Below are 14,504 nucleotides of genomic sequence, written 5' to 3' on the forward strand. Positions count from 1 at the left end.
ACGCCATCCATCATTACCCAAGACCTTTGACGAGAGCCTGCCATGAGTGAAGAGATCCTGATCAACATCACCCCGATGGAGTCACGCGTGGCGGTGGTGGAAAACGGGGTGCTGCAGGAAGTGCACGTCGAGCGCACCCAGCGCCGGGGCATCGTCGGCAACATCTACAAGGGCAAGGTGGTGCGCGTGCTGCCGGGCATGCAGGCGGCCTTCGTCGACATCGGCCTGGAGCGTGCGGCGTTCATCCATGCCTCGGAAATATCCCAGCGTGAAGGCTCGGCGGTAGAGAACATCACCGCCCTGGTGCATGAAGGCCAGGCCCTGGTGGTACAGGTGACCAAGGACCCGATCGGCACCAAGGGCGCGCGCCTGACCACCCAGCTGTCGATCCCGTCGCGTTACCTGGTGTACATGCCGCGCAGCAGCCATGTCGGTATTTCCCTGAAGATCGAAGACGAAGCCGAGCGCGAGCGCCTCAAGCAGGTGGTCAGCGACTGCATGGTAAGCGAGAACATCAAGGACGCTGGCGGCTTCATCCTGCGCACTGCGGCCGAAGGCGCGCGCGCCGAAGAGATCCTGCAGGACATCCGCTACCTGCGCCGCTTGTGGGAGCAGATCGGCACCCAGATCAAGACCTGCGGCGCGCCCACGGTCATCTACGAGGACCTGGGCCTTGCCCTGCGTACCCTGCGCGACCTGGTCAACCCGAAGATCGAGAAGATCCGCATCGACTCGCGGGAAACCTTCCAGAAGACCACGCAGTTCGTTGGCGAGCTGATGCCGGAAATCGCCGACCGCCTCGAACACTATCCGGGCGAACGGCCGATCTTCGACCTGTACGGTGTCGAGGACGAGATCCAGCGCGCGCTGGAGCGCAAGGTACCGCTCAAGTCCGGTGGCTACCTGGTGGTCGATCCGGCTGAAGCGATGACCACCATCGATGTGAACACCGGCGCCTTCGTCGGCCATCGCAACCTTGAAGAGACCATCTTCAAGACCAACCTCGAGGCCGCCACCGCCATCGCCCGGCAACTGCGCCTGCGCAACATTGGCGGCATCATCATCATCGACTTCATCGACATGGAAGACGAAGAGCACCAGCGCCAGGTGCTGCGCACCCTGGAAAAGCAGCTGGAGCGCGATCACGCCAAGACCAACATCATCGGCATCACCGAACTGGGCCTGGTACAGATGACCCGCAAGCGCACGCGGGAAAGCCTGGAACAAGTGCTGTGCGAGCCCTGCCTGGCCTGCCAGGGCCGCGGCAAGCTGAAAACCCCCGAGACCATCTGTTACGAAATCTTCCGCGAGATCCTGCGCGAGGCCCGTGCCTACCAGGCCGAAGGCTACCGCGTGCTGGCCAACCAGAAGGTAGTCGACCGGTTGCTGGATGAAGAGTCCGGTAACGTCGCGGAGCTGGAGGCCTTCATCGGCCGAACCATTCGTTTCCAGGTGGAGTCGATGTATTCGCAGGAACAATACGATGTGGTGCTGCTCTGAGGCCTTCTGAAACGCGCCACGGGTGGCCCGGGCTGGCAAAACCGGTACGACGGGCCATCATGGATAAACGACCTGGAGGGCCATGGCCATGGGACGTCTGACCCGCGTTCTTGTCGCCTTGACCCGCTGGGGCCTGGGCGTTTGCGCCCTGCTGGCGGTACTGGTGGCGCTGTATGTCAGCCTCGGTCGCGAACTGGTGCCGTTGGTGGCCGAGTACCGCGCCGATGTGGAGGCCAAGGCCGAGCAAGCCTTGGGGTTGCCCGTGCACGTCGGTGCCCTGGAAGGCCGCTGGAGCGGCCTGGCGCCGGTGCTGCGGGTGCGCGACCTGCAACTGGGCGATGGGGCCACGGCCCTGCGCCTGGACGACGTCAAGGTAGTACCCGATGTCTGGGCCAGCCTCACCGCCCGCGAAGTACGCCTGGCACGCATTCAGCTGGGCGGTCTGCAACTGATCCTGCGCGAGAACGAGCAGGGGGCCTGGAGCCTCGAAGGCTTGCCAAAGCAGAACGATGCGCCGCTCGACCCGGCCGAGTTGCTGCAGCGCCTGCGCCAGCTGGGCCGCATCGATGTGTTCGACAGCCAGGTCACCCTGCACCCCTGGCAGCGCGACCCGCTGACCCTGACTTACGTGAGCGCCGGCCTGCAGGCCGGGGCTTCGCGCCAGGCCCTGGACCTGCGCGCGACCCTGCCCGATGGCCAGCCCCTGGCGCTGAACCTGCGCAGCCGTGCGTCGGCCAACGCCTGGCGCGACGGCCAGGTCGAAGCCTACCTGAGCCTGCCGCAGAGTGACTGGGCGCGCTGGCTGCCGCCTCGCCTGCTGGGCCAGTGGCATGCCGACGCCTTGCGGGCGGGCGGCGAGTTCTGGGTCGACTGGCGCAACGGGCAGTTGCAGCAGGGCGTGGTGCGCCTCAATGCACCCGAGCTGCAGGGCGCCTATGCCGGGCGCAAGGCGGCCACACTGAACAACCTGGCCCTGGGTGCCTGGTTCCAGCGCCGGGAGCAAGGCTTCGATGTAGTGGTCGATTCCCTGGCCATGGATATCGGCAAGACCCGTTGGGAATCGCACCTGCAATTGCAGCAGCGTCCTGGCGAGGATGCAGCCGCGGAAAGCTGGCAAGTGCAGGCCGACCGCCTCGACCTCACGCCGTTGACCCCGCTGATCGATGCCCTGGCGCCGTTGCCGGACAAGGTCATGGCCGTGGTCGATGGCCTGAAGGTGACCGGCGCACTGCGCAATGTGCGCCTGCAAGCACGGCCCAAGGCCGAGGGTGACCAGCGCCTGCAGTTCGAGGCCAACCTGGAGAAGGTCGGTTTCGATGCCTATCACAATGCCCCGGCGGCCGGTAATGTCAGCGGCAGCATCAGCGGTGACCTTGGCCATGGTGAACTGCGCCTGGATACCGAGGCATTCATGCTGCACCTGTACCCGATCTTCGCCAAACCCTGGCACTACCAGAAGGCCAATGCGCGCCTGACCTGGGCCTTGGACAAGGAAGGTTTCACCCTGGTCGCGCCTTACCTCAAGGTACTGGGCGAAGAGGGCAAGATCGCCGGTGACTTCCTCATTCGCCTGTTGTTCGAAGAGGGCCGCGAGGACTACATGGACCTGCGCGTCGGCCTGACCGAAGGCGATGGTCGCTACACCGCCAAGTACCTGCCCGAGGTGCTCAGCCCGGCCCTCGACGAATGGCTGCGCAGCGCGATCGTCAAGGGCACGGTGGACGAAGGCTACTTCCAGTACCAGGGCTCGTTGAACCATGGCGCCGCACCGGAAGCCCGCAGCATCAGCCTGTTCTTCAAGGTGCGTGATGCAGCCCTGGACTTCCAGCCGGGCTGGCCACAGGTGCAGCACGTGGATGGTGATGTGTTCATCGAGGACAGCGGTGTGCGCATCAAGGCCCAGCGCGGCGTGCTGCTCGACACCAAGGTCAGTGATGTGAGCGTCGATATCCCGCATGTCGACGAGGGCCAGCAAAGCCACCTGTACCTCGATGGCGACTTCGACGGCAGCCTGGGCGATGGCCTGAAGATCCTCAAGGAAGCGCCAATCGGCACTGGCGAGATCTTCGCAGGCTGGGAGGGCGAGGGGCCGCTCAAGGGCAAGGTCAAGCTCGACATTCCGCTGGTCCGCGGGGAGCGGCCGAAAGTGCAGGTGGACTTTGCCACCAGCGATGCGCGGCTGAAAGTCGCGCCGCCGAGCCTGGAGTTGAGCCGCCTGAAGGGTGACTTCAGTTTCGATTTCGACAAGGGCCTGAGCGGCAAGGGCATCAGCCTGCAGGCCTTCGGCAAGCCGGTAACGGCGCAAATCACCGCCGAAGGCCAGCCAGGGCAGATGCAGACCCGCATCAACGCCAATGGTCGGGTCGCGCTCAAGGCGCTGACCGACTGGCTGCAGTTCAACCAGGCCTTGCCTGCGTCCGGCGACCTGCCGTACCAGTTGCAGGTCAGCTTGGGTAGCCGGGACAACCGCCTGAGTGTCACCTCCAGCCTCAAGGGCCTGGCCATCGACCTGCCGGCACCGTTCGGCAAGGCGGCCGCAGATACCCGTGACAGCCGGTTCAGCATGAGTCTGCAAGGCCCGGAACGGCGCTTCGATGCTGCTTACACCGACCTTGCCCGCTTCGCCTATGCTGCGCCGGCTGACAAACTGGCCCAGGGCCGTGGCGAATTGTTGCTGGGCGCAGGTGACGCCCAGCTACCTGCCGGCCAGGGCCTGCGGGTACGCGGGCGCCTGGAGGCACTGGACCTGGCGCCCTGGCAAGAGCAGGCGGCGCGGCTGGCCGGTGACGATCCGGGCGGTAGCGCGCGGCAGAACCTGCAGGGCGTCGACCTGAGCATCGGCCAGTTGAAAGCCTTTGGCCTGGACCTGAACCAGGCCGTGGTGCGTCTGGCCCGTGGTGGCCCGGCCTGGGATCTGCGCCTCGACAGCAAGGAGGTCATCGGCAACGCCCGGGTGCCGGACGCCAAGGGCGCGCCCATGGTCGTGCGCATGCAGACCTTGCGCCTGCCCGCCGCCAGCGCTGCTGAAAAGCAGGCCGAGGCACAGGCCGAGGAGGGCCCGGACCCGCTGGCCTCGTTCGACCCGCGCAAGGTGCCGGCGCTGGACCTGAGCATCGACAAGCTCTACCGCGGTGACGACCTGTTCGGCAGCGCGTCACTCAAGCTGCGGCCGACCGCGCGCGGCGTGACCGCCAGCGATATCGACCTCGACTTCAAGGGCCTGCGTATCGATGGTGGCGGCGGCTGGGAAGGCGAACCGGGCAGCACCAGCAGCTGGTACAAAGGGCGCCTGGACGGCAAGAACCTGGCGGATGTGCTCAAGGCCTGGGGCTTTGCCCCGACCGTGACCAGCCGCGACTTCCGCCTGGATGTGGATGGCCGCTGGCCGGGTTCGCCGGCCTCGGTGAGCCTCAAGCGCTTCTCCGGCAGCATGGACGCAGCGCTGCGCACCGGCCAGTTCGTCGAGGTCGAAGGCAGTGCCCAGGCGCTGCGGGTGTTCGGCCTGCTCAACTTCAACTCCATCGGCCGGCGCTTGCGCCTGGACTTCTCCGACCTGTTCGACAAGGGCCTGGCCTACGACCGGGTCAAGGGCTTGCTGGTGGCCAGTGATGGTGTCTACGTGACCCGCGAGCCAATCGCCGTGACCGGCCCGTCGAGCAACTTCGAGCTGGACGGTACCCTGGACCTTGTACGCGACCGGGTCGATGCCAACCTGCAGGTGAGCCTGCCGGTGACCAACAACCTGCCGCTGGCGGCCCTGATTGTCGGCGCGCCGGCCGTTGGCGGGGCGCTGTTCCTGGTCGACCGGCTGATCGGTGATCGCGTGTCGCGCTTCGCCAGCGTGCACTACCGTGTCGAAGGGCCGGTGAAAGAGCCTAGAATCACATTTGTGAAACCTTTCGAGAAATCCCGCTAGGAGTGCCCATGAAGGCAGCGGTAATCCAGATGGTCAGCCAGGACGATGTGCTGGCTAACCTGCAGCGCGCCGGTGCCCTGCTGGAGCAGGCCGCGTCTGGCGGTGCACGGCTGGCCGTGCTGCCGGAAAACTTCGCCGCCATGGGCCGCAAGGACGCCGCTGCCATCGGGCGCGCCGAAGCGTTGGGCGAAGGGCCGATCCTGCCATGGTTGAAACGCACCGCCCGCGACCTCAAGTTATGGATTGTCGCCGGTACCTTGCCATTGCCACCGGTCGGCCAGCCCGAGGCCAAGGCTCATGCCTGCTCGCTGCTGATCGACGAACACGGCGAGGTAGCGGCACGCTATGACAAGCTGCACCTGTTCGACGTCGACGTTGCCGACAACCGTGGCCGCTATCGCGAGTCCGACGACTACGCACACGGCGCCCAGGTGGTGGTGGCTGATACGCCGGTGGGGCGGCTGGGGCTGAGCGTGTGCTACGACCTGCGCTTCCCCGAACTGTACAGCGCGCTGCGCGCCGCCGGCGCGGAGCTGATCACTGCGCCGGCCGCGTTTACTGCGGTAACGGGCGCGGCGCACTGGGAAGTGCTGGTGCGCGCCCGTGCCATCGAGACCCAGTGCTACCTGCTGGCTGCGGCCCAGGGTGGTACCCACCCGGGGCCACGGGAAACCCATGGCCATGCGGCGATCGTCGACCCCTGGGGGCGCATCGTCGCGGAACAGGCGCAAGGTGAAGCGGTACTGCTCGCCGAGCGCGACATTGACGAACAAGCGTCCATCCGGGCGCGCATGCCGGTGGTATCGCACCGGCGCTTTTTCTCGCAGGGCGCGTTGCGGCCTGCGCACACCTCGGAGTGACTATGAGCCAGATGTTATCCACCGTCAGTGAGCAGCTCCTGGCCCCAGGCGGCTTGACCCTGGACAGCCTGCAGAGCGTGCTGGGTGAGTTGGCTGGCCCCGGCATCGATGCCGCCGACCTGTATTTCCAGGGCCAGATCTCGGAAACCTGGGCGCTGGAAGACGGCATCGTCAAAGAGGGCAGTTTCAACCTCGACCAGGGCGTGGGCGTGCGTGCCCAGTCCGGTGAGAAGACTGGCTTCGCCTACAGCAACGCGATCAACCTCGAGGCGCTGACCTCGGCCGCCCGGGCCGCCCGTTCGATCTCGCGTGCCGGGCAGAACGGCAAGGTACAGGCCTTCCGCAGCCAGGACGTGACCGCCCTTTATTCGGCGGACAACCCGCTGGATGTGCTCAGCCGTGCCGAAAAGGTCGAGCTGCTCAAGCGTGTCGACGCCGCTACTCGTGCCCTGGACCCGCGTATCCAGCAGGTCAGTGTGAGCATGGCCGGGGTCTGGGAGCGCATCCTGATCGCTGCGGCCGATGGCAGCCTGGCCGCCGACGTGCGCCCGCTGGTGCGCTTCAACGTCAGCGTCATCGTCGAGCAGAACGGCCGCCGCGAGCGTGGCGGGCAGGGCGGTGGCGGGCGTACCGACTACCGCTTCTTCACCGAAGAACGGGTCATGGGCTATGCCCGCGAAGCGCTGCGCCAGGCCCTGGTGAACCTGGAAGCGATCCCGGCGCCGGCCGGTACCCTGCCGGTGGTGCTGGGTTCGGGCTGGTCAGGGGTGCTGCTGCACGAGGCTGTCGGCCATGGCCTGGAAGGTGACTTCAACCGCAAGGGCAGCTCGGCGTTCAGCGGCCGCATTGGCGAGAAGGTGGCGTCGAGCCTGTGCACCATCGTCGACGACGGCACCCTCGAAGGCCGCCGTGGTTCGCTGAGCGTGGACGATGAAGGCACCCCGACCGAGTGCACCACGCTGATCGAGAACGGTGTGCTCAAGGGCTACATGCAGGACAAGCTGAACGCGCGCCTGATGGGCATGGCGGTGACCGGCAACGGCCGCCGTGAATCCTACGCGCACCTGCCGATGCCGCGCATGACCAACACCTACATGCGTGCTGGCGAAAGCGACCCGCAGGAAATCATCGCTTCGGTGAAGAAGGGCATCTACTGTGCCAACCTCGGCGGTGGCCAGGTGGACATCACCAGCGGCAAGTTCGTGTTCTCGACCAGTGAGGCCTACCTGATCGAAGACGGCAAGATTACCGCGCCGGTGAAGGGGGCAACCCTGATCGGCAATGGCCCGGAGGCGATGAGCCGGGTGTCGATGGTCGGTAACGACCTGGCGCTGGACAGTGGGGTAGGGACTTGCGGCAAGGACGGGCAGTCGGTGCCGGTCGGGGTCGGGCAGCCGACCCTGAAGCTGGATGCGATTACCGTGGGCGGTACAGGGGCGTGATGGCCATCTGGGACCGCTTTGCGGTCCTTTCGCGACGCAAGGCCGCTCCCACAGGGACCGCGCCGTGCAGAAATGGCAGCGCACTTACTGTGGGAGCGGCCTTGTGCGGCGATTGGGCCGCCAAGCGGCCCCGGCGATTCAGCGCAAGCCGCGTTGCAGCTCGTCCAGGTCGCGGATGTACTTGAACACCTTGCGCGCGGCGGCAGGCGGTTTGTTCCGCGCCTTCTCGTGCTGGGCATGGCGTACCAGCGAGCGCAGCTGCTGGCGGTCGGTGTCGGGGTACTCGCTGACGAAGCGCTCGAGGTCTTCGTCATTGCCGTCGATCAGCCGGTCGCGCCAGCGCTCCAGGTTGTGGAAGCGTTCGTTGTACTGGCGGGTCGAGCTGTCCATCTGTTCGAGCAAGGCGTGGATGGCATCCAGGTCTTGCACGCGCATCAGCTTGCCGACGAACGACATGTGGCGTTTGCGGGCACCGTGTGCGGTGTGCTTGCTGGCTTCGGCCAGGGCCTTGCGCAGCTCGTCGGTCAACGGCAGGCGGGCCAGGGTATCGGCCTTGAGCGTGGTAAGGCGCTCGCCGAGTTCGACCAGCGCATGCAGCTCGCGCTTGATCTGGGTTTTGCTTTTTTCGCCGTCGAAGGCGTCGTCGTTTGAATCAACCATGGTGGCAGTCCGCTAGAAATCGCCGCCATGATAACCAGTCGGGGGCCGCTTGTCCGGCCCGGTCGTAGAATGACCCTTGCCGAACGCAGAATTTGAGTGGAGAGAACCATGAGTGCAGTCCAGAGCGTAGGTCCCAAGGACCTGCCAGCATTGCAGGAGCAGGTCGAGGCGATCATCGCCGAAGCGCGCCGCCAGGGGGCCAGTGCCTGCGAAGTGGCGGTGTCGCTGGAGCAGGGCCTGTCCACCACGGTACGCCAGCGTGAGGTCGAAACGGTCGAGTTCAACCGCGACCAGGGCTTTGGCATCACCCTCTATGTTGGCCAGCGCAAAGGCTCGGCCAGCACCTCGGCCAGTGGCCCGGAAGCGATCCGCGAAACCGTCGCCGCCGCCTTGGCAATTGCCAGGCATACCTCCGAGGACGAATGTTCCGGCCTGGCCGACGCAGCGCTGATGGCCCGCGAGATTCCGGACCTGGACCTGTACCACGACTGGAACCTGGAGCCGGAGAAGGCCATCGAGATGGCCCTGGCCTGCGAGGCGGCGGCGTTCGACGCCGACCCACGGATCCTCAATGCCGACGGTACCACCCTCAATACCCATCAGGGCTGCCGCGTGTATGGCAACAGCCATGGCTTCATCGGTGGCTACGCCTCGACCCGGCACAGCCTGAGCTGTGTGATGATCGCCGAAGGCGACGGGCAAATGCAGCGTGACTACTGGTACGACGTGAACCGCCAGGGCAACCTGCTGGCCGACCCGCGTAGCATCGGCGTGCGCGCCGCCCAGCGTGCCGCCAGCCGCCTGGGTGCGCGGCCGGTGCCCACCTGCGAGGTGCCGGTGCTGTTCTCGGCCGAGCTGGCCGGTGGCCTGTTCGGCAGCTTCCTGTCGGCCATCTCCGGCGGCAACCTGTACCGCAAATCCTCGTTCCTGGAGGGGACCATTGGCCAGCGCCTGTTCCCCACCTGGCTGACCCTCGACGAGCGTCCGCACATTCCGCGGGCACTGGGCAGTGCCGCATTCGATGGCGATGGCCTGGCTACCTATGCCAAGCCGTTTGTCGACAAGGGCGAACTGGTGTCGTACCTGTTGGGTACCTATTCCGGGCGCAAGCTGGGGTTGCCAAGCACGGCCAACGCCGGCGGCGTGCACAACCTGTTCGTCAGCCACGGTGTCGAAGACCAGGCGGCGCTGATCCGCCGCATGGGTCGCGGGCTGCTGGTGACCGAGCTGATGGGGCATGGCCTGAACATGGTGACGGGGGATTATTCCCGTGGCGCGGCAGGGTTCTGGGTCGAGAATGGCGAGATTCAGCACGCGGTGCAGGAAGTGACCATTGCCGGGAACATGAAAGACATGTTCCAGCAGATTGTCGCGATTGGCAGCGATCTTGAGACCCGCAGCAACATTCACACCGGTTCGGTGCTGATCGAGCGGATGACTGTAGCAGGCAGTTGATCCATAACCTGCACCGGCCTCTTCGCGGGCTTGCCCGCTCCCACAGGTACCGTGGCGCGGTCCTTGTGGGAGCGGGTTTACCCGCGAAGAGGCCGGCGCAGGCACTACAGAATTTTCAATGAAACCGAAGACCCGGCCCCCGCGCCGGGTTTTTGTTTCATCACCTTTTTCTTGAAGTGATTCTAGTTATCACATAATAATGAATATCATTATCCGGTAACTCGGCGATGATGTTCATGAAACCCGTCCTCCGCGAACTGCCCTACCTGGAAAACTGGCGTTGGCTCAGCCGACGCATACGCTGCGCGCTCGAACCCGACGAGCCGCGCCTGATCGAGCATTACCTGGCCGAAGGGCGCTACCTGGTGTGCTGCACCGAGACCTCGCCATGGACGGTGGCGCTGACTTCCTTTCGCCTGCTGCTGGATACCGCCTGCGACCGCATGCTGCCCTGGCATTGGCGCTGCCTGTGCCTGGACCAGGCCTGGCGCCCGCTGCTGGACCTGCGCAACCTCGACCGCGAGGCACAGAACCCGCGTTGGCAGCCCTACGCCCTGCAGTTGGCCAACTGCCGCCTGCTGCCGTCGATTTCTCCCGATGAACTGATGCAAGGATTTGATGATGAGTGATACCCGTATCGAGCGTGACAGCATGGGCGAACTGCAGGTGCCGGCCCAGGCCCTGTACGGTGCCCAGACCCAGCGCGCGGTCGACAACTTCCCGATCAGCGGCCAGCGCATGCCGGCCCAGTTCATTCGTGCGTTGCTGCTGGCCAAGGCTGCCGCGGCCAAGGCCAACGTCGAACTGGAACAGCTGTCGGCTGCGCAGGGACAGGCCATCGTCAAGGCAGTCGAGCAGCTGCTGGCTGAAGATTTCATCCAGCACTTCCCGGTGGATGTGTTCCAGACCGGTTCTGGCACCAGCTCGAACATGAACGCCAACGAGGTGATCGCCACCCTGGCCAGCCGCGTGCTGGGTGACGCCGTCAACGCCAACGACCACGTCAACTGCGGCCAGAGCAGCAACGACATCATCCCGACCACCATCCACGTCAGCGCCGCCCTGGCCCTGCACGAGCAATTACTGCCAGCCTTGGCGCACCTGGTGCAGGTGATCGAGGCCAAGTCGGCACAGGTGCATCAGTACGTGAAGACCGGCCGCACCCACCTGATGGACGCCATGCCCGTGCGCCTGAGCCAGGTGCTGGATGGCTGGGCGGCGCAGATCACAGGCGCCAAGGCACACATCGAAGCGAGCCTGCCGAGCCTGCAGGCGCTGGCCCAGGGGGGCACTGCCGTGGGCACCGGCATCAACGCCCACCCACAGTTCGCTGCCGGCTTCGCCCGCCAGCTCAGCGGCCTGACGCAGGTCGAGTTCACCCCCGGGCAGAACCTGTTCGCCCTGATCGGCTCGCAGGACACCGCCGTGGCGCTGTCGGGCCAGCTCAAGACTACTGCCGTGGCGCTGATGAAGATCGCCAACGACTTGCGCTGGATGAACTCCGGCCCGCTGGCCGGGCTGGGCGAAATCGAGTTGCAAGGCCTGCAGCCGGGCTCTTCGATCATGCCAGGCAAGGTCAACCCGGTGATTCCGGAGGCCACCGCCATGGTCGCCGCCCAAGTGATCGGCAACGATGCCACCATCGCCATCGCCGGTCAGTCCGGCAACTTCGAGCTGAACGTGATGTTACCGGTGATCGCCCGCAACCTGCTGGAGAGCATCGAGCTGATGGCCAACGTCAGCCGCCTGCTGGCCGACAAGGCCATCGCCAGCTTCAAGGTCAACGAAAGCAAGCTCAAGGAAGCCCTGGCGCGCAACCCGATCCTGGTCACCGCGCTGAACCCGATCATCGGCTACCTCAAGGCCGCCGAAATCGCCAAGACCGCCTACAAGCAGGGCCGACCGATCATCGATGTGGCGCTGGAGCACACCGACCTGTCGCGCGACCAGCTGGAAGCGCTGCTTGACCCGGAAAAACTCACCGCCGGTGGTATCTGACCCGGAGTCACGGCCCAAGCGCCTGCGATGGCCGCGCTGGCCATCGCCCAACCCATGCCTACGGAATTTGCTGACATGCCTCATACCTTGCCTGCACTGCCTTATGCCTACGCTGCGCTGGAGCCGCACATCGACGCGCAGACCATGGAAATCCACCACACCAGGCACCACCAGACCTACGTCAATGGACTCAACGCCGCCATCGAAGGCACCGAGTGGGCTGAGTGGCCGGTGGAAAAACTGGTCGGTGCGGTCAGGCAACTGCCGGAAAACCTGCGTGGTGCGGTGACCAATCATGGCGGCGGGCACGCCAACCACAGCCTGTTCTGGACCGTGATGTCGCCGCAGGGTGGGGGTGAGCCGCAGGGCTCGCTGGCGCAAGCCATCAGCGCGCAGCTGGGCGGTTTCGACGCCTTCAAGGAGGCCTTCACCAAGGCTGCGCTGACCCGCTTCGGCAGTGGCTGGGCCTGGCTCAGCGTGACCCCGCAGAAAACCCTGGCAGTGGAAAGCAGCGGCAACCAGGACAGCCCGCTGATGCACGGCAATACGCCTATCCTCGGCCTGGACGTGTGGGAGCATGCCTACTACCTGAAGTACCAGAACCGTCGTCCGGAATACATCGGTGCCTTCTACAACGTCATTGCCTGGGCGGAAGTGGAGCGCCGCTACCTCGAAGCCCTGAAGTGAGTCGCACCGTTATGCGCTCCGGGATGATGGCTGTCAGCCGTGTGCGCTTGTTTCGCCTGTTTCGCCTGACGCTTGGGACTTTGCTGTTGCTGGCAGGCACTGCTCTGCTATTGGCGCGCGGTTTCGCCTGGTTGGACCTGGTCTGGTCGGCTTGGGGCTGTGTATTGGCTTGCGCTTGATGATGGGGGGGCACCGGCTTCGCTTTGGGAGCGGCTTCAGCCGCGAACACCGGCGCAGCCGGTGCCATCACCGCGTTGGATTCTTCGCGGCTAAAGCCGCTCCCACAGGGTACGCGGACCGCTTGCGCAGCCCAAAGGACTGGACAATCTAGCTGTTCCCACAAGGACCGTGCGGGCCAGCGAAATTCATTCGCCTTCGTCGAAATAATTGTTGATCAGCTCGACCAGCGCTGCCATGGCATCGTCGTCCTGCTCACCTTCGGTATGCAGGTGCACCTGGGTGCCTTTGCCGGCCGCCAGCATCATCACCGCCATGATGCTCTTGCCATCCACCAGCTTGTCCGGCGCACGGCCAACCCTGACCTGGCAGGGGAAGCGGCCGGCAACGCCGACGAACTTGGCTGCCGCCCGGGCATGCAGACCCAGCTTGTTGATGATGGTTATTTCACGGGCGGGCATCGTGGGGTGGATCCTTGGGCTAGAGGTCGCGGTGGCGGACCTGGACGTTTTTCAGGGATTGCTGCAGCAACTGGCCAAGGCGTTCGGTGATATACACCGAGCGGTGGTGGCCGCCGGTGCAGCCAATGGCAATGGTAACGTAGGCACGGTTGCTGGCGGCGAAACGGGGCAGCCATTTGAGCAGGTAGCTGGAAATGTCGTTGAACATCTCTTCGACATCCGGCTGTGCGGCCAGGTAGTCGATCACCGGTTGGTCGAGGCCGGAGTGCTCACGCAACTCGGGCTTCCAGTAGGGGTTGGGCAGGCAGCGCACATCGAACACCAGGTCGGCATCGACCGGCATTCCGCGCTTGAAACCGAACGACTCGACCAGGAACGCGGTGCCAGGCTCGGGCTGGTTGAGCAGGCGCAGCTTGATCGAATCGCGCAGCTGGTAAAGGTTCAGGTTGGTGGTATCGATCTTCAGGTCGGCCAGGTCCGCAATCGGCCCCAGCAATTCGCTTTCCACACGAATCGCTTCCGCGAGCGAGCGGTTGGCGTTGGTCAGCGGGTGGCGTCGGCGGGTTTCCGAGAAGCGCTTGAGCAGCATGTCTTCATCGGCATCCAGGTACAGCACGTCGCACTGGATGTGCCGGGCGCGGGCTTCTTCGAGCAGTTCGGGGAAGCGTGTCAGGTGGCTGGGCAGGTTGCGCGCGTCGATCGACACGGCGACCTTGGGTTGCTGCAATTCGGTGTTGATCAGCGCATTTTCCGCCAGCTGCGGCAGCAGCCCGGCGGGCAGGTTGTCAATGCAGTAGAAACCGTTGTCTTCCAGGACATCGAGGGCGGTGCTCTTGCCGGAGCCGGACCGGCCGCTGACGATGATCAGGCGCATGTTCAGTGCTCGTTCTGTACGTCCAGGACAACCTGGAACAGGGCCTCGCTGCTGGTGGCCGCACGCAGGCGATCACGGACCTCCTTGCGATCGAGCATGCTGGCAATCTGGCGCAGCAGTTCCAGATGGGCATCGGTGGCGGCTTCCGGCACCAGCAGGACGAACAGCAGGTCCACCGGCGCGCCATCGATGGCGTCGTAGTCGATAGGGGCTTCCAGGTGCAGCAGGGCGCTGACCGGAGCGGAACATCCTTCCAGCCGGCAGTGCGGGATGGCGATGCCATTGCCGAAACCGGTCGAACCGAGTTTTTCCCGGGCGACCAGTTTTTCGAAGACATCCTGCATCTCCAGTTCTGGCACTTGTTCGGCGATGACGGTGGCGACCTTTTCCAGGGCGCGCTTCTTGCTGCCGCCCGGCACGTTCACGAGGGAACGGCCGGGGGTCAGGATGGTTTCAAGTCGGATCATGGATGAG

General features: G+C 65.1%; 12 protein-coding genes. 8 read left to right on the forward strand and 4 right to left on the reverse strand.

The features are described from left to right. Nucleotides 1–42: 42 nt before the first annotated feature. The 4 genes from rng (at nt 43) to tldD (ending at nt 7,718) form a co-directional block, all read left to right on the forward strand. Entirely contained in the window at nt 43–1,500 is a 1,458-nt protein-coding gene (gene rng, locus MKK04_RS04690) for a ribonuclease G (RefSeq protein WP_207834714.1), read from the forward strand. A gap of 82 nt (nt 1,501–1,582) precedes the next feature. Continuing rightward, the gene (locus tag MKK04_RS04695; protein WP_233693879.1) at nt 1,583–5,416 is read left to right on the forward strand and encodes a YhdP family protein; all 3,834 of its coding nucleotides are present in this window, start codon (nt 1,583–1,585) and stop codon (nt 5,414–5,416) included. Between the two features lie 8 nt (nt 5,417–5,424). Beyond that, complete coding sequence (locus MKK04_RS04700) at nt 5,425–6,276, forward strand: carbon-nitrogen hydrolase family protein (RefSeq protein WP_015269054.1); 852 nt, start codon at nt 5,425–5,427, stop codon at nt 6,274–6,276. Between the two features lie 2 nt (nt 6,277–6,278). Then, nucleotides 6,279–7,718 (forward strand): metalloprotease TldD, encoded by a 1,440-nt coding sequence (gene tldD / locus MKK04_RS04705; protein WP_207834703.1) that lies wholly within the window; start codon nt 6,279–6,281, stop codon nt 7,716–7,718. A gap of 138 nt (nt 7,719–7,856) precedes the next feature. On the opposite strand, the gene yjgA is transcribed toward tldD, so the two are convergent. After that, complete coding sequence (gene yjgA, locus MKK04_RS04710; protein ID WP_207834694.1) at nt 7,857–8,378, reverse strand: ribosome biogenesis factor YjgA; 522 nt, start codon at nt 8,376–8,378, stop codon at nt 7,857–7,859. Between the two features lie 108 nt (nt 8,379–8,486). On the opposite strand from yjgA, the gene pmbA reads away from it, so the two are divergent. The 4 genes from pmbA (at nt 8,487) to MKK04_RS04730 (ending at nt 12,518) form a co-directional block, all read left to right on the forward strand. Beyond that, nucleotides 8,487–9,833, forward strand: coding sequence for a metalloprotease PmbA (gene pmbA, locus MKK04_RS04715; protein WP_039612741.1), 1,347 nt, complete (start codon nt 8,487–8,489; stop codon nt 9,831–9,833). 227 nt (nt 9,834–10,060) lie between these two features. After that, a complete protein-coding gene (locus MKK04_RS04720) occupies nt 10,061–10,462 on the forward strand; it encodes a hypothetical protein (protein WP_063911358.1) in 402 nt (133 codons plus the stop codon). Then, a complete protein-coding gene (locus MKK04_RS04725; protein ID WP_207834693.1) occupies nt 10,455–11,831 on the forward strand; it encodes a class II fumarate hydratase in 1,377 nt (458 codons plus the stop codon). The genes MKK04_RS04720 and MKK04_RS04725 overlap by 8 nt, the downstream gene beginning before the upstream one ends. Nucleotides 11,832–11,906: 75 nt before the next feature. After that, nucleotides 11,907–12,518: a superoxide dismutase gene (locus MKK04_RS04730; protein WP_207834691.1), complete on the forward strand. Its 612-nt coding sequence runs from the start codon at nt 11,907–11,909 to the stop codon at nt 12,516–12,518. 365 nt (nt 12,519–12,883) lie between these two features. On the opposite strand, the gene MKK04_RS04740 is transcribed toward MKK04_RS04730, so the two are convergent. Genes MKK04_RS04740 through ptsN form a run of 3 tightly spaced genes read right to left on the reverse strand, consistent with a single transcriptional unit; the run spans nt 12,884 to nt 14,497 of the window. After that, nucleotides 12,884–13,156, reverse strand: a complete 273-nt coding sequence (locus MKK04_RS04740) for an HPr family phosphocarrier protein (protein ID WP_013971075.1) — start codon at nt 13,154–13,156, stop codon at nt 12,884–12,886. Nucleotides 13,157–13,175: 19 nt separating this feature from the next. Further along, nucleotides 13,176–14,030 (reverse strand): RNase adapter RapZ, encoded by an 855-nt coding sequence (rapZ, locus tag MKK04_RS04745; RefSeq protein ID WP_207834688.1) that lies wholly within the window; start codon nt 14,028–14,030, stop codon nt 13,176–13,178. Nucleotides 14,031–14,032: 2 nt separating this feature from the next. Beyond that, nucleotides 14,033–14,497: a PTS IIA-like nitrogen regulatory protein PtsN gene (gene ptsN / locus MKK04_RS04750; RefSeq protein WP_015269060.1), complete on the reverse strand. Its 465-nt coding sequence runs from the start codon at nt 14,495–14,497 to the stop codon at nt 14,033–14,035. Nucleotides 14,498–14,504: the final 7 nt, after the last annotated feature.

This window comes from Pseudomonas sp. LS.1a (genome assembly GCF_022533585.1).
Classification (GTDB): Bacteria; Pseudomonadota; Gammaproteobacteria; order Pseudomonadales; family Pseudomonadaceae; genus Aquipseudomonas.

What these genes read in the sequence shown, in the direction of transcription:
- rng (WP_207834714.1), top strand. Translation starts at nt 43, where the DNA reads ATGAGTGAAGAGATCCTGATCAACATCACCCCGATGGAGTCACGCGTG.
- MKK04_RS04700 (WP_015269054.1), top strand. Translation starts at nt 5,425, where the DNA reads ATGAAGGCAGCGGTAATCCAGATGGTCAGCCAGGACGATGTGCTGGCT.
- MKK04_RS04720 (WP_063911358.1), top strand. Translation starts at nt 10,061, where the DNA reads ATGATGTTCATGAAACCCGTCCTCCGCGAACTGCCCTACCTGGAAAAC.
- yjgA (WP_207834694.1), bottom strand. Translation starts at nt 8,378, where the DNA reads ATGGTTGATTCAAACGACGACGCCTTCGACGGCGAAAAAAGCAAAACC.
- pmbA (WP_039612741.1), top strand. Translation starts at nt 8,487, where the DNA reads ATGAGTGCAGTCCAGAGCGTAGGTCCCAAGGACCTGCCAGCATTGCAG.
- MKK04_RS04695 (WP_233693879.1), top strand. Translation starts at nt 1,583, where the DNA reads ATGGCCATGGGACGTCTGACCCGCGTTCTTGTCGCCTTGACCCGCTGG.
- rapZ (WP_207834688.1), bottom strand. Translation starts at nt 14,030, where the DNA reads ATGCGCCTGATCATCGTCAGCGGCCGGTCCGGCTCCGGCAAGAGCACC.
- MKK04_RS04740 (WP_013971075.1), bottom strand. Translation starts at nt 13,156, where the DNA reads ATGCCCGCCCGTGAAATAACCATCATCAACAAGCTGGGTCTGCATGCC.
- ptsN (WP_015269060.1), bottom strand. Translation starts at nt 14,497, where the DNA reads ATGATCCGACTTGAAACCATCCTGACCCCCGGCCGTTCCCTCGTGAAC.
- tldD (WP_207834703.1), top strand. Translation starts at nt 6,279, where the DNA reads ATGAGCCAGATGTTATCCACCGTCAGTGAGCAGCTCCTGGCCCCAGGC.
- MKK04_RS04730 (WP_207834691.1), top strand. Translation starts at nt 11,907, where the DNA reads ATGCCTCATACCTTGCCTGCACTGCCTTATGCCTACGCTGCGCTGGAG.
- MKK04_RS04725 (WP_207834693.1), top strand. Translation starts at nt 10,455, where the DNA reads ATGAGTGATACCCGTATCGAGCGTGACAGCATGGGCGAACTGCAGGTG.